A 26,485-nucleotide genomic window follows, 5' to 3' on the forward strand; every position below is an offset into this window, starting at 1 on the left:
TATGAAACGTTGGCTTATTTTAGAAGATGGAACATACTTTGAAGGCGAAGGCTTTGGTGCCAGTATCAATGTTTTTGGTGAGATTGTTTTTACCACCAGCATGACGGGCTATCAAGAAGCCATTACGGATCAAAGCTTTAACGGACAAATCATTACGTTTACGTATCCGATGGTAGGAAATTACGGCGTCAACCGAGACGACTACGAATCAATTTCACCGACTTGTAAAGGGGTCGTTGTGAAAGAACACGCGCGTCTAGCGAGTAATTGGCGGAAGCAGCTGACGTTAGATGAATTTTTAAAACGCAAAAATATTCCAGGGATCGCAGGAATCGATACACGCGCGCTGACAAGAAAGATCCGTCAACACGGAACCATGAAAGCGAGCATCGTTGATGCGGGAGATGTCTTTGACCATGCCTTTGATCAATTAAAAGCAGCGGTTTTACCAACCAATCAAGTGGCACAAGTCTCCACCTCAAAACCTTATCCAAGCCCTGGAACGGGTCGCAATATCGTGGTCATCGACTTCGGCTTGAAGCATAGTATTTTACGAGAGCTGTCACGTCGCAACTGCAATCTAACGATTTTGCCATACAATACGACAGCGCAAGAAATTTTAGACCTCGCACCAGATGGCGTGATGCTGACGAATGGACCGGGCGATCCTAAAAGCTTGCCAGAAGCAATTAAAATGATACAAGGGATTCAAGGCAAGGTACCGATCTTCGGGATTTGTTTAGGCCATCAGCTCTTCTCATTAGCGAATGGGGCAGATACCTATAAAATGAAGTTCGGTCACCGCGGATTGAACCATCCAGTAAGAGAAATCGCCACTGGTCGGATCGATTTTACCTCACAAAACCATGGCTTTGCTGTGGATGAAACATCCATCGATCCTGAAAAACTAATGGTGACCCACGTCGAAGTGAACGATGGCACGATCGAAGGGGTTCGTCATCGCCGCTACCCAGCATTCAGTGTCCAATACCACCCAGATGCGGCACCGGGCCCGCATGATGCAGTCCACTTATTTGACGAATTTTTAGAGATGATCGATGCATGGAAGGAGCAGAACTAATATGCCAAAACGTACAGATATCAAGAAAATCATGGTTATCGGTTCTGGACCGATTATTATAGGACAAGCGGCAGAGTTTGATTATGCCGGCACACAAGCTTGTTTAGCTTTACGAGAAGAAGGCTACGAAGTGGTGTTAGTCAATTCGAATCCCGCAACGATCATGACGGACAAAGAAATTGCTGACAAAGTCTACATTGAACCAATCACATTTGAGTTTGTCTCACGGATTTTACGTAAAGAACAGCCTGATGCAATTTTACCGACGTTAGGCGGACAAACGGGCTTGAATATGGCGATGGAATTAGCCAACTCGGGTATTTTGGATGAATTAGGAATTGAGTTGCTAGGAACCAAATTAGCAGCAATCGACCAAGCAGAAGACAGAGATCTATTCAAACAATTAATGGAAGAATTGGATCAACCGATCCCAGAATCTGAAATCGTGTCAACGGTGGAAGCAGCAGTTGAATTTGCAAAAAAAATCGGCTTTCCAATCATTGTTCGTCCAGCATTTACGCTAGGGGGAACAGGCGGCGGCATGTGTAACAATGAAGAAGAGCTGCGCCAAATCGCTGAAAACGGCTTGAAGCTCTCGCCAGTGACCCAATGCTTGATTGAACGGAGTATTGCTGGGTTTAAAGAGATCGAATATGAAGTGATGCGAGATTCTGCTGACAACGCGATCGTCGTTTGTAATATGGAAAACTTCGATCCAGTCGGCATCCACACCGGCGATTCCATCGTCTTTGCCCCTAGTCAAACACTGTCAGATCATGAATACCAAATGTTGCGAGATGCGTCATTAAAAATTATTCGCGCATTAAAAATCGAAGGTGGCTGTAACGTTCAATTGGCGCTTGATCCTCATAGCTTCAACTACTATGTCATTGAAGTAAACCCAAGGGTTTCTCGTTCGTCTGCACTAGCAAGTAAAGCAACAGGTTATCCAATTGCCAAATTGGCAGCAAAAATTGCCGTCGGTTTAACATTGGATGAAATGAAAAATCCAGTCACAGAAACCACCTATGCAGAATTTGAACCGGCACTAGACTATGTTGTGGCAAAAATTCCTCGCTGGCCGTTTGACAAGTTTGAAACGGGGGAACGTCGATTAGGAACACAAATGAAAGCAACTGGAGAAGTGATGGCGATTGGTCGTAATATTGAAGAGTCATTACTGAAAGCTGTTCGTTCATTAGAAATCGGCACATATCATATCGAAATGAAAGAACTAGAAGCTCTTTCTGACAATGATCTGATGGAAAAAGTCATCAAGGCGCAAGATGATCGCCTATTCTACGTCATGGAAGCCATCCGAAGAGGGTATACCATCGAAGATTTGAATGAAATGACGAAAATCGATTTATTCTTCTTAGATAAAATGCTTCACATCTTTGAGATCGAACAAGCATTAGCAAACGACCCACAATCCCTTGATGTGTTGAAAAAAGCCAAGCAAAACGGCTTTGCGGATAAAAAGATCGCTGAGCTGTGGGAAACCACAGAAGCTGAGATCCGCACGCTACGCCATGAACAAAAGATTTTGCCAGTCTACAAAATGGTGGATACATGTGCCGCAGAATTTGAATCAGCAACGCCTTATTTTTACAGCACCTATGAGTTTGAGAATGAAAGCAAACGTAGCGCAAAAGAATCTGTTCTTGTCTTAGGTTCTGGACCGATCCGAATTGGTCAAGGCGTGGAGTTCGATTATGCGACTGTACATTCGGTGAAAGCGATCCAAGCTGCTGGCTATGAAGCAATCATCATGAACAGCAATCCCGAAACGGTTTCGACTGATTTTTCTATCTCCGACAAGCTGTACTTTGAACCATTGACCTTAGAAGATGTCTTACACGTGATCGATTTGGAACAACCCATTGGGGTCATCGTCCAATTTGGCGGGCAAACGGCGATCAATTTAGCCGAACCTTTGGTGAAAGCCGGAGTCAAAATCCTAGGCACCAGCATTGAAGATCTTGATCGTGCCGAAAACCGTGATCTCTTTGAGCAAGCATTACAAGCGCTAGATATTCCGCAACCACCAGGGGATACAGCGACGAACGAACAAGAAGCAATCGCCATCGCTCAAGAAATCGGCTATCCTGTTTTAGTTCGCCCAAGTTATGTCTTAGGGGGACGTGCGATGGAAATCGTGGAAAACCAAGCCGATTTAGAAGATTATATGCGTCATGCAGTGAAAGCATCACCAGAACATCCTGTCTTGGTCGATCGTTACTTGGTCGGTAAAGAATGTGAAGTCGATGCTATCTGTGACGGCAAAACTGTTTTGATTCCTGGAATCATGGAACATATCGAGCGTGCAGGGGTCCATTCAGGAGATTCAATGGCGGTCTATCCACCGCAAAATCTTTCGGATGAACTAATTGCTACGATCGAAGAATATACCAAACGCTTGGCATTAGGTTTAAATTGTATCGGTATGATGAATATCCAATTTGTCATCCATGAAAACAAAGTGTATGTCATTGAAGTAAATCCTCGTGCTAGCCGAACCGTGCCATTTTTAAGCAAGGTAACAGAGATCCCAATGGCCCAAATTGCCACGAAGGCGATTCTCGGAGAAGAAATCACAGCGTTAGGTTATCAAGACGGACTTGCGCCAACACCAAATGAAGTACACATCAAAGCACCGGTCTTCTCCTTTACAAAACTTTTAAAAGTCGATACTTACTTAGGCCCTGAAATGAAATCAACAGGTGAAGTAATGGGATCAGACAAAGATTTGGCAAAAGCACTTTATAAAGCTTTTGAGGCATCAGGCCTGCATATTCCTGAATTTGGAAAAGCACTTTTCACCGTTGCAGACGAAAGCAAAGAAGAGGCAGCAGCGCTGGCGGCGCGTTTCGTAGAGGTAGGCTTCACCTTATTGGCTACCAATGGAACCGCTGATTACTTTGAAGAAAAAGGCCTGCAAGTGACACGAGTTGCTAAAATCTCTGATCAACAAGCAGAAGAAACGGTTGTTGATTTGATCCGTAAAGGAACGACCCAAGTAGTAGTCAATACCATGGATAAAGATCGCCAAAATGCAACGGAAGACGGATTTATCATTCGTCGAGAAGCAGTGGAACATGGTGTACCGACCTTTACTTCTCTTGATACAGCGGATGCAATTCTAAAAGTGATGGAATCCCGCAGTTTTTCAACAAAAGCAATTTAACGCAGATAAAGGAGTTTTTTGATGAAGCAAGAAATCATGATCATCAGCAAACAGCGTCAACTGGCACCGCGGATTTTTGAAATGACATTGACGGGTGAGTTAGTCAATGAGATGAGGACCCCTGGGCAGTTTCTGCACCTACGGGTTCCTCAAAATGCCTTTCTTCTTCGCCGACCGATCAGTATCAATCATATCGATACTGAGAAAAAAGAATGCCGTATCATTTATCGGGTCGAAGGAGAGGGGACACGAATTTTTTCAGAAATGACCGTTGGTGATCCAATCGATGTGATGGGGCCGTTAGGAAATGGGTTTCGCTATCATCATTTAAATCAAGGGGACACTGCATTTATCGTAGGTGGCGGTATCGGTGTACCGCCGCTCTATGAATTATCGAAACGTTTGACTCAACAAGGCGTCCACGTCATTCACTTTTTGGGTTTTGCCAGCAAAGACGTCATGTATTATGAAGAGGAATTTCGCGCACTAGGAGACACGAGGATTGCTACCGATGATGGCAGCGCTGGTTTACAAGGTAATGTTGGCAACCTGTTATTAGCTGCAGAGCAAACACCTGCGGCGGTCTTTGCCTGCGGGAATAACGGTCTTTTAAAAACCACCGCCCAGCTTTTCGAAGACCTCCCAGATGTTCAATTATCCATGGAAGCACGAATGGCTTGTGGGATGGGTGCCTGTTATGCCTGTGTTTGCCATACGAAAGATGATGAACAAGGCACAAAAAGTGTCAAAGTTTGTGACGAAGGGCCTGTATTTCAGGCGAGAAAGGTGGTCATTTAATGTCGATCAACGTCGAGCTACCCGGATTGAGTCTGAAAAATCCGATCATGCCTGCCAGCGGCTGTTTTGGGTTTGGTGCAGAATATGATAAATATTATGACATCAGTCAATTAGGTGCGGTGATGATCAAAGCGACCACACCTGAACCACGTTTCGGCAATCCAACCCCAAGGGTAGCAGAAACGCCTAGCGGTATGTTAAATGCCATCGGGTTGCAAAATCCTGGGTTAGAAACGGTCATGAATCAAATATTGCCGGACTTAGCTCAAAAACACCCCGATTTGCCAATCATCGCGAATGTTGCCGGTTCGACTGTCGAAGATTATGTTCTTGTGTGTCAGGAAATCAGTCGAGCAGAAAATGTCAAAGCGATCGAACTGAATATTTCTTGCCCTAATGTCAAGCATGGCGGTATCATGTTCGGCACCGATCCTGCGGTTGCTGGTGCATTGACTGAAGCGGTCAAAAAAGTCTCGCAAGTGCCAATTTATGTCAAACTATCGCCGAATGTGACGGATATCGTCCCAATTGCGCAAGCGATCGAAGCAGGCGGCGCCGACGGGTTTACGATGATCAATACACTTTTAGGCATGCGGATCGATCTAAAAACACGGAAACCAATTTTAGCCAACCAAACCGGAGGCTTATCTGGACCAGCTATCAAACCGGTGGCGATCCGTCTAATCAAACAAGTGGCGCAAGTTTCTCAATTACCAATTATTGGCATGGGGGGCGTGATGTCAGTGGATGATGTACTGGAAATGTATCTGGCAGGTGCTAGTGCTGTTGCAGTCGGAACCGCAAACTTTACCGATCCTTACATTTGCCCGAAATTGATTGAAGAATTGCCTATCCGAATGGCAGAATTAGGGATCCCTTCTTTGGAACAGCTGATAAAAGAAGTGAGAGAGGAGCATATGTGATGAGTGAACGGCCAATTATTGCCCTAGATTTCCCCAACAAACAGGCTATTGAAACATTTTTAGCGCAATTTCCTGCGGAAGAAAAATTATTTGTAAAAGTGGGAATGGAGATTTTCTACCAAGAAGGGCCAGCAATCGTTACTTGGTTAAAAAACAGTGGCCATGATATCTTTTTAGATTTAAAACTACATGATATTCCCAATACAGTAGGACGAGCAATGGAGCGCTTAGCTTCTTTAGGTGTTTCTTTGACGAATGTTCATGCAGCCGGCGGGATCGAAATGATGACTGCTGCTAAAAACGGCCTACAAAAAGGAACCCCGACAGGACAAAAAGTCCCTGACTTGATTGCAGTCACCCAATTGACCTCCACTAGCGAGGCACAAATGCATCATGATCAGCAGATCATGACGTCACTACAAGAAAGTGTCATCCATTACGCCACTTGTGCCCAAAAAGCTGGATTAGACGGTGTTGTTTGTTCCGCTCACGAGGCAAACCAGATCAAGCAAAGGACAACCGATGCCTTCATACGCTTGACGCCTGGTATCCGACCAGCTGGCAGTGAAGTTGGCGATCAAAAACGGATCATGACACCTGCACAAGCTCGTAAAGCAGGGGCTACCATGATCGTTGTAGGACGTCCGATCACCCAGTCTAAGACACCCTATGAAAGTTATTTGCAAATTAAACAAGAATGGAAGGAAGCTAGCCAATGAAGGAACAATCCAATCAAATCGCCAAAGATCTTTTAGACATCGAGGCGATTTTCTTACGACCCAATGAACCATTTACGTGGGCCAGCGGTATCAAAAGCCCTATTTATTGCGACAATCGAATCACCATGAGTTATCCAACTGTGCGTCGTGCCATTGCGAAAGGCTTAGCTGCAGTCATCAAAACCACTTACCCAGAAGTAGAAGTGATTGCAGGGACCGCAACAGCCGGGATTCCCCATGCTGCATGGGTCGCTGAATTGTTAGATTTACCAATGGTTTATATTCGCAGCAAAGCAAAGGAACACGGCAAAGGCAATCAAATTGAAGGACGTATTCAGCCAAATCAAAAAATGGTCGTCATTGAAGATTTATTGTCAACAGGTGGCAGTGTCTTAGAAGCTTGTGAAGCAGCCAAAAGAGAAGGAGCCGACGTATTAGGCGTTGCTGCGATCTTTACTTACGAACTGCCACAAGTTCAAGAGAATTTTGAGCAAGCAGATCTACCATACGTGACTTTGACAAACTATACGGCTCTGATCGAGTCGGCTTTAGAAACGGGTGCTATTCAAGAGTCTGATGTTGCCCTGTTACAAGAGTGGCGTAAAGATCCTGCTGCTTGGTTGAGTGAATAAGGAATTGAAAAAGAAACGGATATGTGAGGGAATGACCAAGCATATTCGTTTTATTTTTACCTATTTTCTGATAGCATTGGGAGAAAGTTTTTTGATAGGAAGGGCTGTTCCTTGCTGTCAACTTGAATTAGGAGGCTGTTTTTTTTGAAAAGAAATATGGACGTTCCCTGGAGTTATTCCGGAGACAATGGACCTGAACATTGGCACACTTTGTGCGACTGGTATGCACAAGGTGCCGAATTTCCGTACCAATCCCCAATCGCTTTAGTCCACGATGAGACCGAAGAACCCATCGATCAGGACTTGGCTTTTCACTATAAACGAGAGCGGTTCACGGAAAAAGAATTCAAAAATACGATTCACTTCGTTCCTTATAATAAAGAAAGCTATGTCACGTTTAAAGGGATCAACTACTATTTGACGGATATTCATTTTCACATGCCGTCTGAACACATTATCGATGACGAGCAGCAAGAATTAGAGTTTCATCTCGTTCATATGAATGATGACGGAGAAAACTTGGTCGTGGGTATCTTATTCAAATTGACGGATAAACTCAACTGGATCTGCAATCAGCAAGACGACAGCATCTGGGACTTTGAGAACCATACCCAATGGTTTGATCCGAGCATGTTCTTGCCAGAGCGCACTCATCATTTTCATTATGTGGGTTCCCTGACGACCCCGCCAACGAAAGGTCCAATCAACTGGTTTGTCTTTGACTGGATTGGTGAGATGAGTCGTCGCTTTATTTTAGAATTCCGCGAAGAAGTATTAGAAAATAATAATCGTCCATTACAAGACCGCAAAGATCGGCCTATTTATTTCTATTGATTTATAAAAATAGTTCCTTTTACGTAGTTTTTCTTGGAATTCTCTAATGATTATCCTATAAAACACGACGTAATGAGAACTTTCAAGGAATACAATAGTTTAAAAATGAACTGACAAAAAAAGACGAAAACGCTCGTCTTTTTTTATTTTTATATCCATCGAGTTCAAAGACTATGCTAAACTAATCAATAAGCAGTTTCTAAGCATAAGTTCTATTGTGAAATAAAATACAATTAAATCAATTGAAAAAGAGCAGACACGGTAAAGCTTTTTTGGCTGAATATTTTATAGTGAAAGAAAGGAAATCCATATGCATGCATGGGAAGCAATCCAAAAATCAATCGATTATATTGAAGACAATCTTGCCGAGCCATTAGAGATCGAAACGTTAGCACAAGTCGCATCCCTTTCTGTATTTTATTATCAACGCTTATTCACCCGTTTAGTTAAAATTTCTGTTAGGGAATATATAAAACTGCGTCGTCTGGCCAGAGCCGCTAATTTATTAAAAGACAGAAAAAGTCGAGTCATTGAAGTCGCTTTTGAGGTTGGTTTTAGCAGCCATGCAGTATTTTCAAGAACCTTTAAAACCGTTTATGGACTTTCGCCTTCTCTTTACCAAAAAGCGCCGATCGGCTTACAAAATTTTGATAAGCCAGATCTATCTTTAGGGTATATTGTCACAGAAGAAGGTAATCCATTGATCAGTGAAGGGGTCGTTTTGGAGATTCAGAAAAAAAGAAACAAGCAACCAATGATTTTTTATGGCGTTATTGGTTATTATCCATTTAAATATGGAAAAATGCTGGGTCAACGAACAGGAATCGACCCTATTGATGAAATTTGGCGTGATTTTTATCAAAAGATTGCAAATCAGCCTCGCACTGATCATTGCCTGATCGGTGTTTCATTTCCGGGAGATGCGCCAGAAGGGTACTCAAGTTACTTTGTTGGCCAATTAAGTGACGGTACGCAATTATCGACCCTCATTGAATGGACGCTACCAGCACGTGATTACATTGTTTGCAGCTTTGATACGATCTCAGAGCAACTGATCATCAATATGGGAAAGGCGATGCGTTATACCCGTTTTTGGCTCAAGAAAAATGGTTGGATTGCTGAGGATTTTTTTCCAGAGCTATATCGAAAAGGAAACAATCGGGTTACACATGTCGAATTATGGATTCCTTTTAAAAAAAGAAGAGAGATGTAAGGAGGAACAGAATAATGACTCACCAGTATGAAGAAGGAATAAAGCTGCTTGAAGAAAAATTTGGGCATTTCAAAGACAATGTGATTGCCCTTGCGACGACAGCTTGTGACAAAACTGCAGAGGGACACATACAACCAGTCGTTCGAGAAGTTGATGCTTTTTATGAAGAGGGCATTTTTTACGTGTCGACGCACGAACAATCCAATAAAATCAAGCAAATCAAAAAGAAGCCAGCAGTTTCTATTGCTGTCAGTGGTGAATGGTTTACCGCGATCGGTCAAGGGGAGAATTTAGGTTGGGTGCTAGACCCTAAAAATGCAGAATTAAGAAGCAAAATTCGCAAAGCCTTTGTTTGGTACGACGAAGTCAACAACGAGAATGATAAGGGCTGTTGCTTTCTGGCGATCCGTTTGACTAAAGGAACCTTGAATATCAATCACTGGGAAAAGCTGTATCATTTTGATTTTGAGAAGAAAGTCACTATGGAGGATGGCGGGATTTATTAGCCAGCAGAAACTATTAGCTGCAGGTGATGTTCAATTGCCATTCTAGCGGATCTAGCAGATATGTCGATGGCTGAATTCTGAGAAGGTTTGCCTTTTGTGATTCAAGCTAAGCAAAATTGTTGTTGAAAGAGCAGTAGATAGAACGAAAAAGCATAAAAACCGATCACAAGCGCGTGCCTCTTCGCACCGCTTGTGATCGGTTTTTTGATTGATTACTTTATGATTTTTTGATCCGAATAAATTTAGGAACAGCTAGGACTGTTTTAATCTTAAAATACCCTCATCAGGTGTTACGTATAAGGTTTTTTGATTCTCATAAATGACGAATCCAGGCTTGGCACCATTCGGTTTCCGAATATGTTTGACTTGCACATAGTCCACCGGTACTTGGGCAGATTGACGATATTTTGAGAAATATGCGGCAAGCTCTGCAGCTTCCATTAAGGTTGTCTCGCTAGGATCGTCCGAACGAATGATGACATGCGAACCAGGAATGTTTTTAGTGTGTAGCCAGATATCACTCTTACGAGCTGTTTTTAAAGTCAGTTGGTCATTTTGTAAATTGTTTTTTCCGACGAGAATTTCTGTTCCGTCTGAAGAAACAAATCGTTCCGGTTGCGAAGGGGCGACTTTTTTACGTTGCTTCGTCCGATTTTTGACATAGCCTTGTGCGATCAGTTCTTCCCGAATAACCGCTAGATCCATTGGAGAGGCAATTTCTAATTGGGCTAACACGGATTCGAGGTACGCGATTTCTTCTTTCGTTTCGGCAATCTGCTGATGGATCAATTTAACTGCGTTTTTCAATTTCTGGTATCGCTGAAAATACTTCTGAGCATTTTGATTAGGAGAAAGAGCGGGATCTAATTTGATCGTCAAAAGCCGATTCTCCTCATAATAATTTTCCAAATTAACGGATGTAGCACCACGAGGCACTTGGCTCATAAAGGTCGTCAAGAGTTCACCCTTTTGGCGAAACTCCTCGGCGTTTTCTGAATCCCTCAAGGTTTGCTGGCGTTTCTTTAACTTCAGCTGGTTACGCTTCAGTTCATTTTCAACCTTTTTCAGTAGTTCGCCACCTTGTTGTTTGACCCGATCTCTTTCCGCCTTATCATGGTAAAATGCATCTAAAAGCTCGCTCAGAGTCTGATAATGGGTGACAGTGGTGGTCGCATCAATCAATGATGCATAGGGAATAGGCGTAAAATATTCCTTTTTCTCTGACCGGAGAAAGCTTGGTGTTAAATCTTCCGTAAGCTCTGAAAAGAAAGTTTCCCACTGACGCAGTTTTTCATTAGGATTGGCACTGATTCGGGCAATCAATTCTTCTGCGGTATCACGGCCTAAGCCTTGGAATCGTTGTTGCAGTTCTTTTGCCGTCAAGGGATCGAGAGTAGATAATTCTTCAAAAATCTTGGTGCGAGAGGCTGTGAAAGGATTAAGCGTCGATTGCTTTGGTGGTGCAACATAGACAGCACCTGGCAATAAGGTGCGATACGTATTTTGTGAATGACCAATGTGTTTAATTGTATCGACAATTTTTCCGCTTGTCTTATTCATTAATAAAATCGTACTGTGACGGCCCATTAATTCGACGATCAAGACAAGGGCTTGCAAATCACCTAATTCATCTCGTCGGGTAAAATGAAAATGGATCACACGGTCATTGTCGATTTGTTCGATTGATTCTAGGATCGCCCCTTCTAAATATTTCCGCAGCATCATCAAGAAATTCGGTGGGGTCTCTGGGTTGCTATAGGCGATCGTTGTGCATTGCACACGGGCATAGGTAGGGTGAGCGGATAGCAAGAGTTTGTGATTTTTCCCTTGGGCACGGATCACAAATACGACCTCGTTTTCATAAGGCTGATGAATTTTGTTCACGCGTCCACTAGTTAATTGACTCTGTAATTCTTTGACCATTAAATGGGTAAAAACACCATCAAAAGACATATTGTTCCCTCTTTTCTTTTAAGGATAGTTTGACTGAGGGATTGATCCTTCTAATGTCAAATATTCCTATCTATTATACCGAAGAATCGGTAGAAAAGCCATGACAGCTAGCTTTCCTTTTTCTTGGCAGGCTGATGATCGGTGGTTTGCAAAGCCCGTTCGATCTCTTTGTTCAAGAAATAAGAGATGACTGTTCGAATAATAACGACTGCAGCTAGACGTACGATGTCTTCGAAGGTGGGGTGGATGATTGTCTCAATTATATCTGCGGCAATCAAAATCTCCAGACCTAACAAGACGTAACTTCCTAAATAATTGCGAATAAAATTGTTTTCTCTGGCTGCTACCAAACGATCCTTTTCTGTTAATTCGTAACGCACAAAATCAATGCCTGCAATCAATACACCCCAAACGATGACGAAAATGGAGAGAAAGTTCAAACAGACAACGATGAAATCGAAGATTGGATTGGCTCCAGTCATCAATGAATCAGCTAGATTATGCATAATGACTCCTTTACCGTTTTCTTTTATCTTACCGAATTATTGAGGAAATGTGAAGTTTCTTGACGTTCTAGAAGGGAATTGATAGTATGAAATAATAGTAGTATTTTTAAAAAGGTGGGCAAATTATGGAACAAGTGAAAAGCTTTGTTCATTACACGAAAGAAAAAGCAGTAGAAAGCTGGCAAGCTTTTTTAGATGATCTCTACCGAGATCAGAAAAAAACGATTTTCACGCTGATCGGGGGGATTCTTTTCGCTTTGATTTTCGCCGGTTTGATCGTCTTTTCTCAAAATCGTATCAACGCTTCTCTAGTGGATCGGATCGCTTTTGATAAGCTACCTTCAGAAAAAGTACAACCATTGCCTTATCTGACAGCTGACAAGACGATTCGCGAAACAAGAGCGATTTCTGTGATGTATAGTAAACCGAGTGGTGCTCAGTTGGATCAAGTGTTTGATCTGATCCAAGCACAAGAAGATGAAATGAATCGGACATTTTTTTATTATCCAATCGTCTATGATGCGGCTTTTTTCTCCAATGAATATGATATTGATCCTGATAAAGTAACCTTTGTCTTTTATGAAGAAGGAGTCGAAAAAAATCGCTTTACCTTTGATTCATTTGACCAGCCAACGACGGAATTTATCCCAGAATTGAATCGTTTACCGATGTGGACGATTCGTACTTCTGCCAATGATTGATAAAAAAATCTGACAATTTGACAGAAAATTGTTGACGTTTTTTTATCAATAAGCTAAACTGAATTCAATCAAGAAAGAAAACAAGTTGAGAAGGAGGAACAATCATGAAACTATTTATTCCATTGCAAGTGAAATCATGGCAAAACTGGCATAGATAGTTGTATTGATGGAACCTCATTCCATAGATACAACTTTTTAGAGAACCTTCTAAAGTGCTGTATCTATGCTGGTAGTTGAATTTATCGCCGCATAGGACAAGCTTCTATGCGGCTTTTGCTTACTTGCAATTGCCGTCACATAGGCAGTTGCTTTTTTTGTTCTCAAAAACCATAAAAAGAAAAACTCGAAAAATGTAAGCAGAAAAAGGAGAATAAAAAATGAAAAACAAGGGATTAATTGCATCAGTTGCCGTTATTTTATTATTTTTAGGAGCGACCTTCGTCTATCAGTTAGGAATGAGAAGTGGGACCAATCAAGCCAGTGAGGCTTCAGAACCAGTAGAGAAAGCTGAAAAAACAGTTGGGATCCTACAATTTGTCAGCCATGAAGCATTGGATGCGATCACCGAGGGGATCAAAGAAGGCCTTAAAGAATCAGGCTATACCGAAGGGGACAACTTGACAATCGAATTCCAAAACGGCCAAGCGGATCAAAGCAAATTGGCAACGATGAGCCAGCAGCTGCTAAATAAAGATGCCGACGTTTTAGTTGGGGTCGCAACACCCGCAGCACAAGCATTGGCGAATGTCACTCAGGATGTACCAATCGTTTTAGGGGCGGTCACTGATCCAGTTGGGGCGAATCTGGTGGCAGATATGGACCAACCCGGCGGCAATATCACTGGCGTTTCAGATAAAGCACCAGTAGCTGCGCAAATCAAACTAGCAAAAGATTTGCTGCCAGAGGCAAAAACAGTCGGTATTTTGTATTCTTCGACTGAGGACAATTCGAAATACCAAGTGGCAGAAGCAGAAGCTGCTGCTGAAGAGAATGGCTTGACCAGTAAATCCTATGCCGTTCCTTCGAGTAACGAAATTGCGCAAATGGTGCAAGTGATGGCACGAGAAGTCGACTTTATCTATATTCCTTTAGACAATACGATCGCAAATGCTATGCAGACGGTAGTCCAAGAAGCCAATAAATCAAAAACGCCAATCATCACATCTGTTGATACGATGGTGGAACAAGGCGGCTTAGCAACGGTCGGGCAAGATCAATTTACGATTGGGGTCGAAACTGGGAAGATGGTGGCAGCAATTCTTGATGGGACAGCAGAACCTGCGACAACGCCGATCTATACATTCAGCGATGGCGAAACGATCATTAATGAAACACAAGCGCAGTTATTGGGCATCACTATCCCAGAAAATCTCAAAGACGAGGCAAAATTGATTACAACGACACCAGAAACCGAAGCAAGTGATGAGTGATCAAGAATCTTAAGACCATCTAGGATCACGACGAGGGTTTGAAAGAGAAAACATGTAAGAAAATGGAGGAAAAATGATGATTGTTTCAGCAATTGGGCAAGGACTACTTTGGGGGATCCTTGGTTTAGGGATATTTATGACCTATCGAATTTTGAATTTCCCGGATATGACGACGGAAGGGTCCTTTCCACTAGGCGGTGCTGTCTGTGTGACAGCAATCACCCATGGGGTTTCCCCCGTCTTAGCGACTTGTTTAGGAGTATTGGCTGGGATGTGTGCCGGATGTGTGACCGGACTTCTTTATACAAAAGGCAAAATTCCCGTGATTTTGGCTGGTATCCTGGTGATGTCTTCATTGAACTCGGTGATGCTGTTTGTCATGCGGTCTCCTAATCTGTCGCTGTTAAACCAGCCCAAGATCCAGGATTTCTTTACTAAAATGAACTTACCGAATTATTATGATACCGTCATTATCGGGCTGATCATGGTCTTATTGATCGGTGGCGTACTGGTTTACTTTTTTCATACCAACTTGGGTCAAGCTTATATTGCTACAGGGGATAATGAACATATGGCGAAGTCGATGGGGATTAATACGGATCGAATGAAAATCATCGGTCTGATCGTCTCTAATGGCGTGATCGCACTTTCAGGCGCATTGATCGCTCAAAACGACGGCTATGCCGATATCAGTAAGGGAATCGGTGTGATCGTGATTGGATTGGCATCCATCATCATTGGAGAAGTGTTATATGGCGAATTGACCTTGCTAGAACGTTTGATCGCTATCGTGATCGGCAGCATCATCTATCAATTATTGATCCTATTTGTGATCAAAGCTGGTTTTGATACGACTTACTTGAAAATATTCTCGGCCATCGTCTTGACGATCTGCTTGTTGATCCCTCAATTTAAACAAGCCCTGCATCTACGCACTGGTTTTGAAACGGAGGATGAATAATGTTAGCCTTAAAAAAAGCCTTTAAAGTTGTCGGCAATGGACCGAATGAGAAAAAAGTACTCTTGAACAAATTCGATCTTTCTTTAAAACCCGGTGAATTCGTTACGGTTGTGGGAGGAAATGGGGCCGGCAAAAGCACGTTATTCAACTGCATCTCTGGTACCATGCCTCTAACGAGTGGCCAAGTGACGATCGATGATCAAAATGTGACCACGCTTTCGGAAGAAAAACGCGCGCGCTTTTTGGCACGGGTTTTCCAAGATCCGAAAATGGGGACAGCTCCCCGTATGACAGTGGCAGAAAATCTGCTGTTAGCACAAAAAAGAGGGCAAAAACGGTCACTAGGTCTTCGTCAACTGCAAGGACAAAGAGAATCGTTCTATGCCCTTTGTAAAGAAATCGGCAATGGGTTGGAAAATCATTTAGATACGCCAACGGGTAGTTTATCCGGTGGTCAGCGACAAGCACTAAGTTTATTGATGGCAACGATCCAAACCCCTAAACTATTGTTGTTGGATGAACATACGGCTGCCTTAGACCCGAAAACTTCCAAGCAGCTGATGCAGATCACTGCAAAAAGGGTAGAAGAACAAAATCTAACTTGTCTCATGATCACCCATCGGATGGAAGATGCATTAAAATACGGAGATCGCCTGATCCTGCTTAGAAAAGGGGAAATCGTCAAGGATCTTTCAGCAGATGAAAAAGCACGCTTAAGTTTACCAGAACTATTACTGTTCTTTGAAGACGACTTATAAAACCCTTGATAGAACGGTGTTTTCAAAAAAATTAATCAAATAAATGAAAAAAATAAGAAAAAATCATTGACATCTTTCAAAGTTAAACCTATACTTAGGTCAATCTTACATCAGTTTGGAGCGAAGGACTATGCAAAAATTATTGCTAACGAACCCCACACAACTGAATAAATATTACTTTAGCTATTTTAGATAGGTTTGTATTCATGAAAGCATGGGTACAAACGCTAAGTTTGTATCTATGATGGCTAGAGCATTTCGTAATGAATTCGCAGCCACGTAGATCGTAAAATCTATAGTGGCTATTTTTTATATTCACATATCTGGCTTTGTCGATATGTAATGTTTGAAGGTGTTCACTGTAGATTCTTAAATTTACGGTGGACATCTTTTTTTGTTGAAAGGAATGAACCAGATGAAACAAATGATAACCGGTCACACACGGTTGGCGGCACTGTTTGCCAAACCAGCCAAACACAGCATCTCTCCAGCAATGCACAATCTTTCTTTTGAAGAACAAGGGATCGATGCCGTGTATCTGGCCTTTGATGTTGAGCCGGATGATTTGGCAGCCAGTATTCAAAGCATCCGTCAGCTGGATCTCTTAGGTGTCAATCTATCAATGCCCCATAAAATGGCGGCAGTACCGTTGATGGATGAATGCTCACCCGCAGCAGAGCTGATCGGCGCAATCAATACAATCGTCAATCAAGAGGGACGATTGATTGGGCACAATACAGATGGCATCGGCTTTATGCGCGCACTTGAAGACATTCAAGTGTCGATCATTGGCGACACCATGACTGTGATCGGTGCGGGTGGTGCAGCGACAGCGATCATTAGTCAAGCCGCACTAGACGGTGTCAAAACGATCCATGTCTTCAACCGCAAGGATGAGTTTTATCCAATCATCCAGGATAAATTGACACAGATCGCAGAAAAGACCGCCTGTGAAATCACATTAGCGGATTTAGAAGATCAGACGGCTTTAAAATCAGCCATCGATCAAAGCAGCCTTTTAGTTAATGCTACTGGCGTGGGGATGAAGCCGAATGATACGGTGAGTCCTCTGAAAAACAAAACCCTCTTGCGGGAATCATTAGCTGTCTATGATGTCATCTATAATCCAAGAGAAACGCAGCTTTTGAAAGATGCGAAAGCAGTCGGGGCCAAAACTGCAAACGGCTTAAGTATGTTGCTGTATCAAGGTGCAGCTGCATTTAAACTTTGGACCGGCCAAGAGATGCCCGTTGAAAAAGTAAAAGCACTCATTGAATCCATGTAAAAAAATAAAAAGACGAAAGTAGGAAGAAAAAATGATCGTAATTATGAAACCAGGTGCTACCCCAGAACAAGTTGAAGTCGTTGTAAAAAGAATCAAAAAAGAAGGGTTGGATGTTCAAGTCAACCAAGGAAAAGAACAGGTTGTTATCGGCTTAAAAGGAGATACACGCCGCATCCAAGATGTCGCTTTTCGCAGCTACGAAGGTGTCGAAGATGCCATTCGGATCTCAAATACCTACAAGTTGACCTCTCGTGAATTCCATCCACAAGATACGGTTGTTGATGTAGATGGCGTAAAAATCGGCGATGGCAACTTTGTCACAATGGCTGGTCCGTGTTCGATTGAAGGCTTAGACCAAATTCGTGAATGTGCCCGAATCGCCAAAGCTGGTGGTGCACAAATCTTACGTGGGGGTGCTTTCAAACCACGGACTTCACCATACGCCTTCCAAGGGCTTGAAGAAGAAGGGTTAAAATACATTCGTCAAGCAGCCGATGAAACAGGTATGAAAGTCATCACAGAAGTCATGGACGAAGGACATATCGATATGGTTGCGGAATACAGTGATATTTTGCAGATTGGTGCTCGGAACATGCAAAACTTCAAATTGCTAGCTGCAGTTGGAAAAACTGGTAAACCAATTGGCCTTAAACGAGGCATCTCTGGGACGATCGACGAATGGTTGAATGCAGCGGAATACATCGCCGTCCAAGATAAAAGTGAAGTGATTTTCATTGAGCGCGGAATCAGAACTTACGAAACAGCGACCCGTAATACTTTTGATCTAAGTGCGGTACCAATCATCAAAAAACTGAGCCACTTCCCGATCATCGTTGACCCTAGTCATGGAACAGGCATTTGGGATCTCGTACCACCAATGGCAAGAGCAGGCGTTGCTGCCGGCGCCGATGGCATGATCGTTGAGATCCACCCAGATCCAGCCAATGCATGGTCTGATGGTCCGCAATCGTTAAACGAAAAAACATACATGAATATGATGAAAGAAGTCCATATCATGGAAAAAGCGATGAAAGAAATCAAAGCGTTGCAAGACTAAGCGCTAAGACAACCAATAAAAGAGGTGCAAAAATCAATGCTACACATCCATTTAGAAGAACAATCCTATGACATCCTCATCAAACGTGGGGCGTTTCAAGAAGTCGGAACCTGGGTCCAGCAATTATGGAACAAACAGCGCATTGCCGTCATTACTGACAGCAATGTCGCCCCCCTGTATGGCGAACACATCATCGAAGCATTATCTGCCGCAGGCTTTGAAGCAACACTGTTAGCCGTGCCGGCTGGCGAAAACAGTAAATCCCTTGAACAAGCTGCTTTTTTATATGACCGTCTTGCTCAATCAGGGATGACTAGAAGCGATGGAATCATCGCTCTTGGTGGCGGTGTAATTGGAGATCTTGCAGGCTTTGTTGCTTCTACTTATATGCGAGGCATTGATTTCTTGCAGATTCCGACGACGTTATTGGCACAGGTCGATTCAAGTATCGGCGGAAAAACAGCTGTAAATACTAGCAGTGCCAAGAATCTCGTTGGCACATTCGCCCAACCAGTCGGTGTGATGATCGATCCGGATTTGCTTAAAAGTTTGCCCCTTAAACGCGTGCAAGAAGGCATCGCTGAAATCATTAAGTCGGCCGCTATTGCGGACCCTGAACTTTGGCAAACGTTAGCAGGTTTGAAAGATGAAGTCGATCTTTTGGCCCATGCTGAAAAAGTGATCACAGCTTCTTTAAAAGTAAAGCAAAAAGTAGTGGAAGAAGATCCCTTTGATCATGGCAGTCGTCTGACACTGAACTTCGGTCATACGATCGGGCATGGCTTAGAAAGAACAGCTGCGTTTGACACCAGTCATGGCGAAGGGGTTGCAATGGGGATGATTATGATCACCCGTCATGCTGAAGCCATTGGACTAACACCAAAAGGGACCACCGCGCAGTTAACGAAAATGATTGAGAAATTTCATTTGCCGACCAAACCAAGAGAAATTGAGAAAGAGCAATTATACCAAGCAATCACTCATGATAAAAAAGCCCGTGGGCAACAATTAAAGATCATTCTTTTAGAAAGGATCGGTCAGGCAAAAATCGTGACGATTCCCACGGAAGAAATCAAAGACTACCTATTATAAGAAAGGAAGGTAACGGATCATGCGTTATATTACAGCAGGCGAATCACATGGACCAGAGTTGACCGCCATTATCGAAGGGTTACCGGCAGGATTGCCATTAAAGGCAGAAGACATTAATTTTGAATTAGCGAGACGACAAACCGGCTATGGCCGTGGGGGACGGATGCTGATTGAAAAAGACCAAGTCCGTATCACTTCCGGTATCCGTCATGGAAAAACATTAGGCTCTCCTGTGACTTTAGTGGTCGAGAACAAAGATTGGAAAAATTGGACTAAGGTCATGGCGATCGAAGAAGTACCAGAAAAGGACCGCAAGTTACGACGAGTGGCACGACCAAGACCTGGTCATGCTGACTTAGTCGGCGGGATGAAATACCATCATCAAGATCTACGAAACGTTTTGGAACGTTCATCGGCCCGGGAAACGACCATGAGGGTAGCCATCGGCGCAATCGCGAAGAAAATTTTGAAGGAACTCGGCATCGATGTGGCAGGTCATGTAACGATGTTAGGCGGCATCAAAGCAGAAATTCCTGAAGGGTTGACCGTCAAAGAAATTGCACAGCGCTCGGAAGCCTCGGAAGTAAGGGTCTTAGATCCATCTGTCGAGGAAGAAATCAAACAGTTGATCGATCAAACAAAGAAAAATGGTGATACGATCGGCGGCGTAGTGGAAGTGCTTGTTGGCGGGGTTCCTGCTGGTCTTGGTAGTTACGTGCAATGGGACAAAAAACTTGATGCGAAGATCGCCCAAGCCGTGGTCAGTATCAATGCCTTTAAAGGGGCTGAGTTCGGTGTTGGTTTTGAGGCCGGTGTTTTACCAGGTTCAAAAGTCATGGATGAGATTTTATGGGACGAACAACGGGGCTACACCCGTCGTAGCAACAACCTAGGTGGGTTTGAAGGTGGCATGACGAACGGGGAACCAATTGTGGTTCGCGGGGTTATGAAGCCGATCCCGACCTTGTACAAGCCGTTGCAAAGTGTGGATATCGACAGCAAAGAACCGTATAAAGCTAGTGTGGAACGCTCGGATAGCACTGCCGTTCCGGCAGCCAGTGTTGTTTGTGAGAGTGTGGTGGCAACAGTGGTGGCCAATGAACTATTAGAAAAGTTTCCAAGTGATTCTTTCGAAGAATTGACCGCATCTGTTCAGGCGTATCGGGAATACTTGTTAACCTACTGATTAAAGAGACAGCAAAAATTCCAGTAGAAATGAGGATTCTTTTCATGAACCAAAATATCTTCGTCGCCGGTTTAGGATTGATCGGCGCTTCCTTAGCAAAATGTATTAAAAAGTCACATCCCCAAACCCATCTAATGGGGTGGGATCACTGTCGTAAAACCAATGAGATCGCATTAGCAACAAGTTTAGTAGACGAAGTACCTCCTTCATTTTCTGAGGGTGCTGTTCGTGCCGACGTGATCTTGTTGGCATTGCCGGTAGAGATCACCAAAACGTATCTTGCTCAACTTGGGACCCTTTCACTAAAGCCTTCAGTCCTAGTGACAGATACCGGCAGTACCAAAGCAGAAATTACGCAATTTGCCGAGTCCTTTTCCTTTGATTTTATTGGGGGCCATCCGATGGCTGGTTCTCATAAATCCGGGATCACAGCAGCCGATGAGAACCTCTTTGAGAATGCTTACTATATCTTTACGCCGACGAAAAGTCAGCGGGTGGAAGAATTACAGGTGCTTTTTCGAGGGACGAGGGCCAAGTATGTGGCACTTGCTCCGCAAGAACATGATCAAATCACGGGGATGTTGAGCCATTTGCCCCATATTATTGCTTCAGGATTAGTCAATCAGGCAGATGCCTTCAACCATGAACACCCTAGAGCACAGCAACTCGCAGCAGGCGGTTTTCGCGATATCACTCGCATCGCTTCTTCAGATCCTCGCATGTGGACCGATATCTTATTGAGTAATCGACAGGAACTGCTGCAGCTGATCGATGAGTGGCAAAAACAAATGACGACCATGGCTCACTGGTTGCAGGAAAAAGACGAACGGGCGATCTTTCGGTTCTTTGAATCCGCGAAGGAAACACGGGATCAATTGCCGGTTCATCAAAATGGCGCGATCCCGGCATTCTATGATCTCTTCATCGATGTACCGGATCATCCCGGTGTTGTCGCTGAAGTGACGGGGCTATTGAGCGAACATCAGCTCTCTTTGATCAACTTAAAAATTCTTGAAACTCGAGAAGACATCATTGGTGTTTTACAGATTTCATTCAAAACGCAAAATGATTTGCTGCAAGCAGAGCAGCTGATCCAAAACAAGACGACCTATTCGTGTCGAAAAAAATAGGAGGCTGGGATGAAACTAAAAAAAGCAACACATTTAAGAGGGACGATAGCTGTTCCCGCCGATAAATCGATCTCGCATCGCAGTATCATGTTCGGGGCATTAGCCGAAGGAACAACGACTGTCCGTAATTTCTTGCGGGGAGAAGACTGCTATAGCACTCTTCATGCATTTCAATCATTAGGAGTTCCAATCCATGATGACGGTCAGACGATCACGATTGAAGGACAGGGCTTTAATGGCCTTAAGCCTGCCCAAGACCCAATTGATATCGGCAATTCTGGTACAACAATTCGCTTAATGATGGGAATTTTGGCTGGGCAGCCGTTCACAACCACCTTATTCGGTGATGACTCATTGAATAGACGACCAATGAATCGCGTGATGCTGCCATTAAGAGAAATGGGGGCAAATGTTACAGGGCATGAACAGACGGAATTCCCACCAATCACCGTTAATGGTACTGCTTCTTTACAGCCCATCAATTATCAGATGCCCGTTGCAAGTGCCCAAGTAAAATCGGCGCTGATTTTTGCGGCATTGCAAGCACAAGGTACCTCGACGATCATTGAAAAAGAGGCGAGCCGTAACCATACTGAAGAAATGATCCGTCAATTCGGTGGTGTGATCACCACCCAAGGCAAAACGATTACCGTAACCGGCCCACAAACACTGCACGGCCAAGAAGTAGTCGTTCCGGGAGATATTTCTTCCGCTGCCTTCTTCCTAACCGCAGGTACGGTTATGCCCGATAGTGAGATCATTTTAGAAAATGTCGGAATCAACCCGACACGTACAGGGATCCTTGATGTGTTAGAAGAAATGGGGGCATCGATTGCTTTTTCTAATCAAGATGATCAAAATCAATCGGCTGACCTCACTGTTCAAAGTTCTACCTTGCAGGCAGTAACCATCGCCGGCGACATTATTCCGCGTCTGATTGATGAATTACCGATCATTGCCTTATTGGCTACACAAGCTCATGGTAAAACGGTCATCAAAGATGCAGAGGAGTTAAAAGTAAAAGAAACCAATAGAATTGATGCAACTGCCGAAGAGCTGAGAAAATTAGGGGCGGATATCACTCCTACCGAGGACGGCTTGATCATCAACGGACCTACTCCTTTGCATGGCGGAAAGGTCTCAAGTCGGGGAGATCATCGTATCGGTATGATGTTGCAGATTGCCGCCTTATTGACAGATGAAGAGGTAGAATTAGAAAAAGCCGAAGCCGTAGCAGTTTCTTATCCTGATTTTTTTGAGGATGTCGCGCGTTTGGCCAAAGGAGGAGACAGCGAGTGAAAAAAGTGATATTAATTGGCTTTATGGGTGCCGGAAAGACCACGATTGGTCGTCTTTTGGCTGAAGAAACGAAACAGTCCCATGTGGATTTTGATGACTTGATCGTTGCTGAGATCGGCATGACCATTCAAGAATTTTTTGACCAACACGGTGAGGAAGCCTTTCGCAAAATCGAAACGGATATTTTAGCTAAAACTTTGGCAAAGGAACAAATTATTTCCACAGGTGGGGGCATTGTATTAAAAGAAGAAAATCGTCAACTTTTAAAAGAGATGCCCTTAGTCGTGTATTTAAAAACAGATCCCGAGGAACTGATCCACCGTTTAAAGGCGGATACTGGTAGTATTCGTCCCTTGGTTGTCTCGAAAACACCCGAAGAAATATTGGCTGTTTACCGACCTCGGATCCCTCTTTATGAAGAAACTGCTTCATTGATCGTTGAAACGACAAACAAAGCACCACAAGAAATCGTTCAGGAAATTTTAACTAAAGCGGGTGCCTAAAATGAAGATTGGTTATTTAGGACCTGAAAGCTCTTTTACGTATTTAGCTGCGCAAGAAGCGTATCCAGAAAATACATTTATGCCCTATGGATCGATTCCACTTTGTATTCAAGCACTAGCTAACGGCGTAATCGATCGAGCGGTCGTTCCCAATGAGAATGCATTAGAAGGCTCTGTTCATGCCACGATTGATACGCTATTTCGTCAAAATCAGTTGAGCATTGAACAGGAAATTATTTTACCGATCAATCATCAATTGTTAGTTTCTCAGCAAACAGCAAAAGACAACCGTCCCATCACTAAGATAATTTCTCATCCGCAAGCATTGGCGCAATGTGCCGACTTTATCGAAGCCCGATTTGCTGGCGCTACTGTTGAGGCGGTTGCTTCCACAACGACTGCAGCAGCCTACGTAGCAAAACATCCAGAAGAAGCAGTTGCGGCGATTGCTTCCAAAGAAGCAGCTTTTGCCTATCAAGTAACGATCAAAGAAACCAATATCCAAGATGTTGCCTTTAATCAAACCCGCTTTTGGGTTTTGACAAAGAAAACAGCCAACACCGAAGTACCAGAACAAACAGCCGAAAAAGCAACCATTTTTGTGACATTGCCAGCAAATCGTCCGGGGATCTTGCACAAAATCTTAGCAACTTTTGGCTGGCGGGAAATTGATTTAAGCAAAATTGAATCGCGTCCGTCGAAAACTACCTTAGGGGAATACTTTTTTGTCATTGATCTGGTGATGGACAAACCGTGGCAACTGATTGTAAATGCCTTTGAAGAGATTCAGTTGTTGGGTGGTCAAGTCCATCTTCTCGGCGTGTATGCGGTAAATGTTGTTGAGGAAGTGACAAAAAATGACTCAAGTCAAAATAAAAATTAGCCAAGATGAAAAGCTTTTAGCAACGTTTCATAAAGGGATCCAAGCACAGCACCATCAATGGTACCCAACGATTTTTAAGTCCTTTGATCAGTCAAGATTTGAACAAGCAATCACACAACAGCTACAAGAGCCAAGCCACCACTTTTTTATCGCTTGGTTGGCGGAACAGCCTTGTGGCTTTGTGCATCTTCAAGAGGTCTGTTTGCCACAAAATGCGATGATGCATGAACGAAAGTGGCTGGAAATTGCGGCGATTGCCGTTGACACTCGGTACCAAGGGATGCATATTGGAAAACAATTGTTGGCATTTGCTGAAAACGTTGCGTTGGAAAAAGGCTTCGATGATCTTTCACTAAATTTTTGGTCGGCAAATCCAGTGAAATCATTTTATGAGCAAGCAGGATTTGTGAGCACACGACAAGGTGCATCAAAGCATCTAAGGTAATAAAATGAAGAAATTTCCTAGAAAAAGGTTAAAATTTCAGAAAATAGCTTTCTTTCTATAAGGTCTAGGGTATCCTTATAGACAGAGAGCTATTTTTTAGTTGGAGGATCAGAAGCAATGAGCAGGATGGAAAAAAATAAAAAACTGCATGAGCGGCTAGAAAAGGAATCCAGTCAGGCAGCCAAAGAAAGTATCTTTGCCCGCAGAGAAGCCAAAAGAAGAAACCAGCGCGTCAGACCGAGCGATTCTACTCCGTCTGCTGATGAGGAAGTAGGAGATATTTCTTATCAAAACACCCAGCAGTCTAGGGCAAGCGACCCTCGTGTGGCCCAAAGTTTCCGAGAACAGACACAAGTAGGATCAAAAAAAACTGAGGGACGAAAAAGCGCAATTCCCCCGCTATCTGCTCAGGGGCCTGCGATACATCAAAGTCAGGAACAAAGCAAAAAAAAAGCGCAAAAGCTTAAGAAGAGCAAGCCACCCAAACAAAAGAAAAAGCGGAAGCACCCAGTTCTGCGTATTGTGATCCGGGTACTATTGGTGCTTTTTGCCTATTCATTGATTGCATTTCTTGTCGGTCAGCAAGTCGCAAGAAGTGACGCTGCTTTTGCTACAACTGATGAGGAGACTTTTAATGGTACGGCCGCTGCAAATGGTGCTCGTAATATATTGCTCATTGGTAGTGATAGTCGTGAAGGAGAAGCTGGACGAGCAGACACCATTATGGTTTTGCAATTAGATGGTCCCAGTAAGCAACCGAAGCTGCTTTCCTTTATGCGGGATACTTTAGTTACGATTCCCGGTTATGGCGAAAACAAGATCAATGCGGCATATGCCTTTGGTGGTGCTGATTTAGTCAGACAAACATTAGCGGAGAATTTCGGGCTAGAAACCAACTATTATGCAAAAGTTGACTTTCGTTCCTTTGAAAAAGTGATCGATACACTGTTTCCCTCAGGCGTTGCTATCAACGCGGAAAAAGATATGAGTAAAAATCTTGAAGTTGCCATCAAACAAGGGCAACAACAAATGAATGGGCTTGAGCTGTTGCAATACGCACGTTTTCGGATGGACGAAGAAGGTGACTTCGGTCGCGTAAGACGACAGCAGCAAGTAATGGATGCGATCTTTAGCGAAATGAAAAATCCTTTAGCTGTTTTAAAATTGCCTTATGCAGCAGGAAAAGTTTTAGGCTATGCTTCCACCAACCTGCCAATGTCTTTCCTATTAAAAAATACCTTATCGATTGCTCGTGGGGCAGGGGGGATCGACAGCCTGACGGTACCAGTCGCTGACTCTTGGCAATACGGTTCAAGTGCGAGTGCCGGAAGTGTGTTAGTCGTTAACCTTGAAACCAATCAACAAGCAATCAGGAATTTTCTTAATGAGTAAGCAGAATGAAA

The 26,485-nt window shown here is 43.5% G+C and carries 25 protein-coding genes; 23 read left to right on the top strand and 2 right to left on the bottom strand.

Annotation, left to right across the window (positions count from 1 at the left end):
* The first annotated feature begins 1 nt into the window (after position 1).
* From IAE45_RS00580 to IAE45_RS00620, 9 genes are all read left to right on the top strand, one after another.
* Positions 2 to 1,081, top strand: coding sequence for a carbamoyl phosphate synthase small subunit (locus IAE45_RS00580; RefSeq protein WP_200124428.1), 1,080 nt, complete (start codon positions 2 to 4; stop codon positions 1,079 to 1,081).
* Position 1,082: 1 nt separating this feature from the next.
* Positions 1,083 to 4,268, top strand: a complete 3,186-nt coding sequence (carB, locus tag IAE45_RS00585; RefSeq protein ID WP_200124435.1) for a carbamoyl-phosphate synthase large subunit — start codon at positions 1,083 to 1,085, stop codon at positions 4,266 to 4,268.
* A 21-nt stretch (positions 4,269 to 4,289) separates the two neighbouring features.
* Entirely contained in the window at positions 4,290 to 5,066 is a 777-nt protein-coding gene (locus IAE45_RS00590; RefSeq protein WP_194194543.1) for a dihydroorotate dehydrogenase electron transfer subunit, read from the top strand.
* A complete protein-coding gene (locus IAE45_RS00595) occupies positions 5,066 to 5,989 on the top strand; it encodes a dihydroorotate dehydrogenase (RefSeq protein WP_200124437.1) in 924 nt (307 codons plus the stop codon). Before IAE45_RS00590 ends, IAE45_RS00595 begins: the two co-directional genes overlap by 1 nt.
* Entirely contained in the window at positions 5,989 to 6,708 is a 720-nt protein-coding gene (gene pyrF, locus IAE45_RS00600) for an orotidine-5'-phosphate decarboxylase (protein ID WP_081118667.1), read from the top strand. The genes IAE45_RS00595 and pyrF overlap by 1 nt, the downstream gene beginning before the upstream one ends.
* A complete protein-coding gene (gene pyrE / locus IAE45_RS00605; protein WP_086292399.1) occupies positions 6,705 to 7,340 on the top strand; it encodes an orotate phosphoribosyltransferase in 636 nt (211 codons plus the stop codon). The genes pyrF and pyrE overlap by 4 nt, the downstream gene beginning before the upstream one ends.
* Before the next feature lie 156 nt (positions 7,341 to 7,496).
* Entirely contained in the window at positions 7,497 to 8,174 is a 678-nt protein-coding gene (locus IAE45_RS00610) for a carbonic anhydrase family protein (RefSeq protein ID WP_017144366.1), read from the top strand.
* A gap of 310 nt (positions 8,175 to 8,484) precedes the next feature.
* Positions 8,485 to 9,387 carry an AraC family transcriptional regulator gene (locus IAE45_RS00615; RefSeq protein ID WP_200124439.1) on the top strand — a complete coding sequence of 301 codons (903 nt, stop codon included), beginning with the start codon at positions 8,485 to 8,487 and terminating at the stop codon, positions 9,385 to 9,387.
* Between the two features lie 14 nt (positions 9,388 to 9,401).
* Positions 9,402 to 9,893: a pyridoxamine 5'-phosphate oxidase family protein gene (locus IAE45_RS00620; protein WP_200124441.1), complete on the top strand. Its 492-nt coding sequence runs from the start codon at positions 9,402 to 9,404 to the stop codon at positions 9,891 to 9,893.
* Positions 9,894 to 10,145: 252 nt separating this feature from the next.
* Here the strand turns inward: IAE45_RS00620 and efbA are convergent, their stop codons facing one another.
* Positions 10,146 to 11,846, bottom strand: a complete 1,701-nt coding sequence (efbA, locus tag IAE45_RS00625) for a fibronectin-binding protein EfbA (protein WP_200124443.1) — start codon at positions 11,844 to 11,846, stop codon at positions 10,146 to 10,148.
* Positions 11,847 to 11,953: 107 nt separating this feature from the next.
* Positions 11,954 to 12,352 (bottom strand): DUF1622 domain-containing protein, encoded by a 399-nt coding sequence (locus tag IAE45_RS00630; protein WP_077453383.1) that lies wholly within the window; start codon positions 12,350 to 12,352, stop codon positions 11,954 to 11,956.
* Between the two features lie 125 nt (positions 12,353 to 12,477).
* On the opposite strand from IAE45_RS00630, the gene IAE45_RS00635 reads away from it, so the two are divergent.
* The 14 genes from IAE45_RS00635 to IAE45_RS00700 all read left to right on the top strand — a co-directional run bounded on the left by IAE45_RS00635 (position 12,478) and on the right by IAE45_RS00700 (position 26,474).
* Complete coding sequence (locus tag IAE45_RS00635) at positions 12,478 to 13,053, top strand: hypothetical protein (protein ID WP_077453382.1); 576 nt, start codon at positions 12,478 to 12,480, stop codon at positions 13,051 to 13,053.
* A gap of 377 nt (positions 13,054 to 13,430) precedes the next feature.
* A complete protein-coding gene (gene trpX / locus IAE45_RS00640) occupies positions 13,431 to 14,483 on the top strand; it encodes a tryptophan ABC transporter substrate-binding protein (protein ID WP_096742696.1) in 1,053 nt (350 codons plus the stop codon).
* Between the two features lie 76 nt (positions 14,484 to 14,559).
* Positions 14,560 to 15,444, top strand: a complete 885-nt coding sequence (locus tag IAE45_RS00645; RefSeq protein WP_081118660.1) for an ABC transporter permease — start codon at positions 14,560 to 14,562, stop codon at positions 15,442 to 15,444.
* Complete coding sequence (locus IAE45_RS00650; RefSeq protein ID WP_200124445.1) at positions 15,444 to 16,202, top strand: ABC transporter ATP-binding protein; 759 nt, start codon at positions 15,444 to 15,446, stop codon at positions 16,200 to 16,202. Before IAE45_RS00645 ends, IAE45_RS00650 begins: the two co-directional genes overlap by 1 nt.
* Before the next feature lie 415 nt (positions 16,203 to 16,617).
* Positions 16,618 to 17,487: a shikimate dehydrogenase gene (locus tag IAE45_RS00655; RefSeq protein ID WP_170924090.1), complete on the top strand. Its 870-nt coding sequence runs from the start codon at positions 16,618 to 16,620 to the stop codon at positions 17,485 to 17,487.
* 31 nt (positions 17,488 to 17,518) lie between these two features.
* Positions 17,519 to 18,544 (top strand): 3-deoxy-7-phosphoheptulonate synthase, encoded by a 1,026-nt coding sequence (gene aroF / locus IAE45_RS00660; protein WP_077453378.1) that lies wholly within the window; start codon positions 17,519 to 17,521, stop codon positions 18,542 to 18,544.
* Between the two features lie 36 nt (positions 18,545 to 18,580).
* Positions 18,581 to 19,636, top strand: a complete 1,056-nt coding sequence (gene aroB, locus IAE45_RS00665) for a 3-dehydroquinate synthase (RefSeq protein WP_200124885.1) — start codon at positions 18,581 to 18,583, stop codon at positions 19,634 to 19,636.
* 19 nt (positions 19,637 to 19,655) lie between these two features.
* The gene (aroC, locus tag IAE45_RS00670) at positions 19,656 to 20,822 is read left to right on the top strand and encodes a chorismate synthase (protein ID WP_200124447.1); all 1,167 of its coding nucleotides are present in this window, start codon (positions 19,656 to 19,658) and stop codon (positions 20,820 to 20,822) included.
* Between the two features lie 44 nt (positions 20,823 to 20,866).
* Positions 20,867 to 21,952 carry a prephenate dehydrogenase gene (locus IAE45_RS00675; RefSeq protein ID WP_200124449.1) on the top strand — a complete coding sequence of 362 codons (1,086 nt, stop codon included), beginning with the start codon at positions 20,867 to 20,869 and terminating at the stop codon, positions 21,950 to 21,952.
* Between the two features lie 9 nt (positions 21,953 to 21,961).
* Positions 21,962 to 23,251: a 3-phosphoshikimate 1-carboxyvinyltransferase gene (gene aroA / locus IAE45_RS00680; RefSeq protein WP_200124451.1), complete on the top strand. Its 1,290-nt coding sequence runs from the start codon at positions 21,962 to 21,964 to the stop codon at positions 23,249 to 23,251.
* Entirely contained in the window at positions 23,248 to 23,754 is a 507-nt protein-coding gene (locus IAE45_RS00685) for a shikimate kinase (protein WP_077453374.1), read from the top strand. The genes aroA and IAE45_RS00685 overlap by 4 nt, the downstream gene beginning before the upstream one ends.
* A gap of 1 nt (position 23,755) precedes the next feature.
* On the top strand, positions 23,756 to 24,637 hold the full coding sequence (pheA, locus tag IAE45_RS00690; RefSeq protein WP_077453373.1) for a prephenate dehydratase: 882 nt from the start codon (positions 23,756 to 23,758) through the stop codon (positions 24,635 to 24,637).
* The gene (locus tag IAE45_RS00695; protein WP_200124453.1) at positions 24,612 to 25,082 is read left to right on the top strand and encodes a GNAT family N-acetyltransferase; all 471 of its coding nucleotides are present in this window, start codon (positions 24,612 to 24,614) and stop codon (positions 25,080 to 25,082) included. The genes pheA and IAE45_RS00695 overlap by 26 nt, the downstream gene beginning before the upstream one ends.
* 117 nt (positions 25,083 to 25,199) lie before the next feature.
* Entirely contained in the window at positions 25,200 to 26,474 is a 1,275-nt protein-coding gene (locus tag IAE45_RS00700) for an LCP family protein (protein WP_200124455.1), read from the top strand.
* Positions 26,475 to 26,485: the final 11 nt, after the last annotated feature.

It is taken from the genome of Enterococcus sp. S53, assembly GCF_016516865.1.
In the GTDB taxonomy this organism is placed as follows: Bacteria; Bacillota; Bacilli; order Lactobacillales; family Enterococcaceae; genus Enterococcus_D; species Enterococcus_D innesii.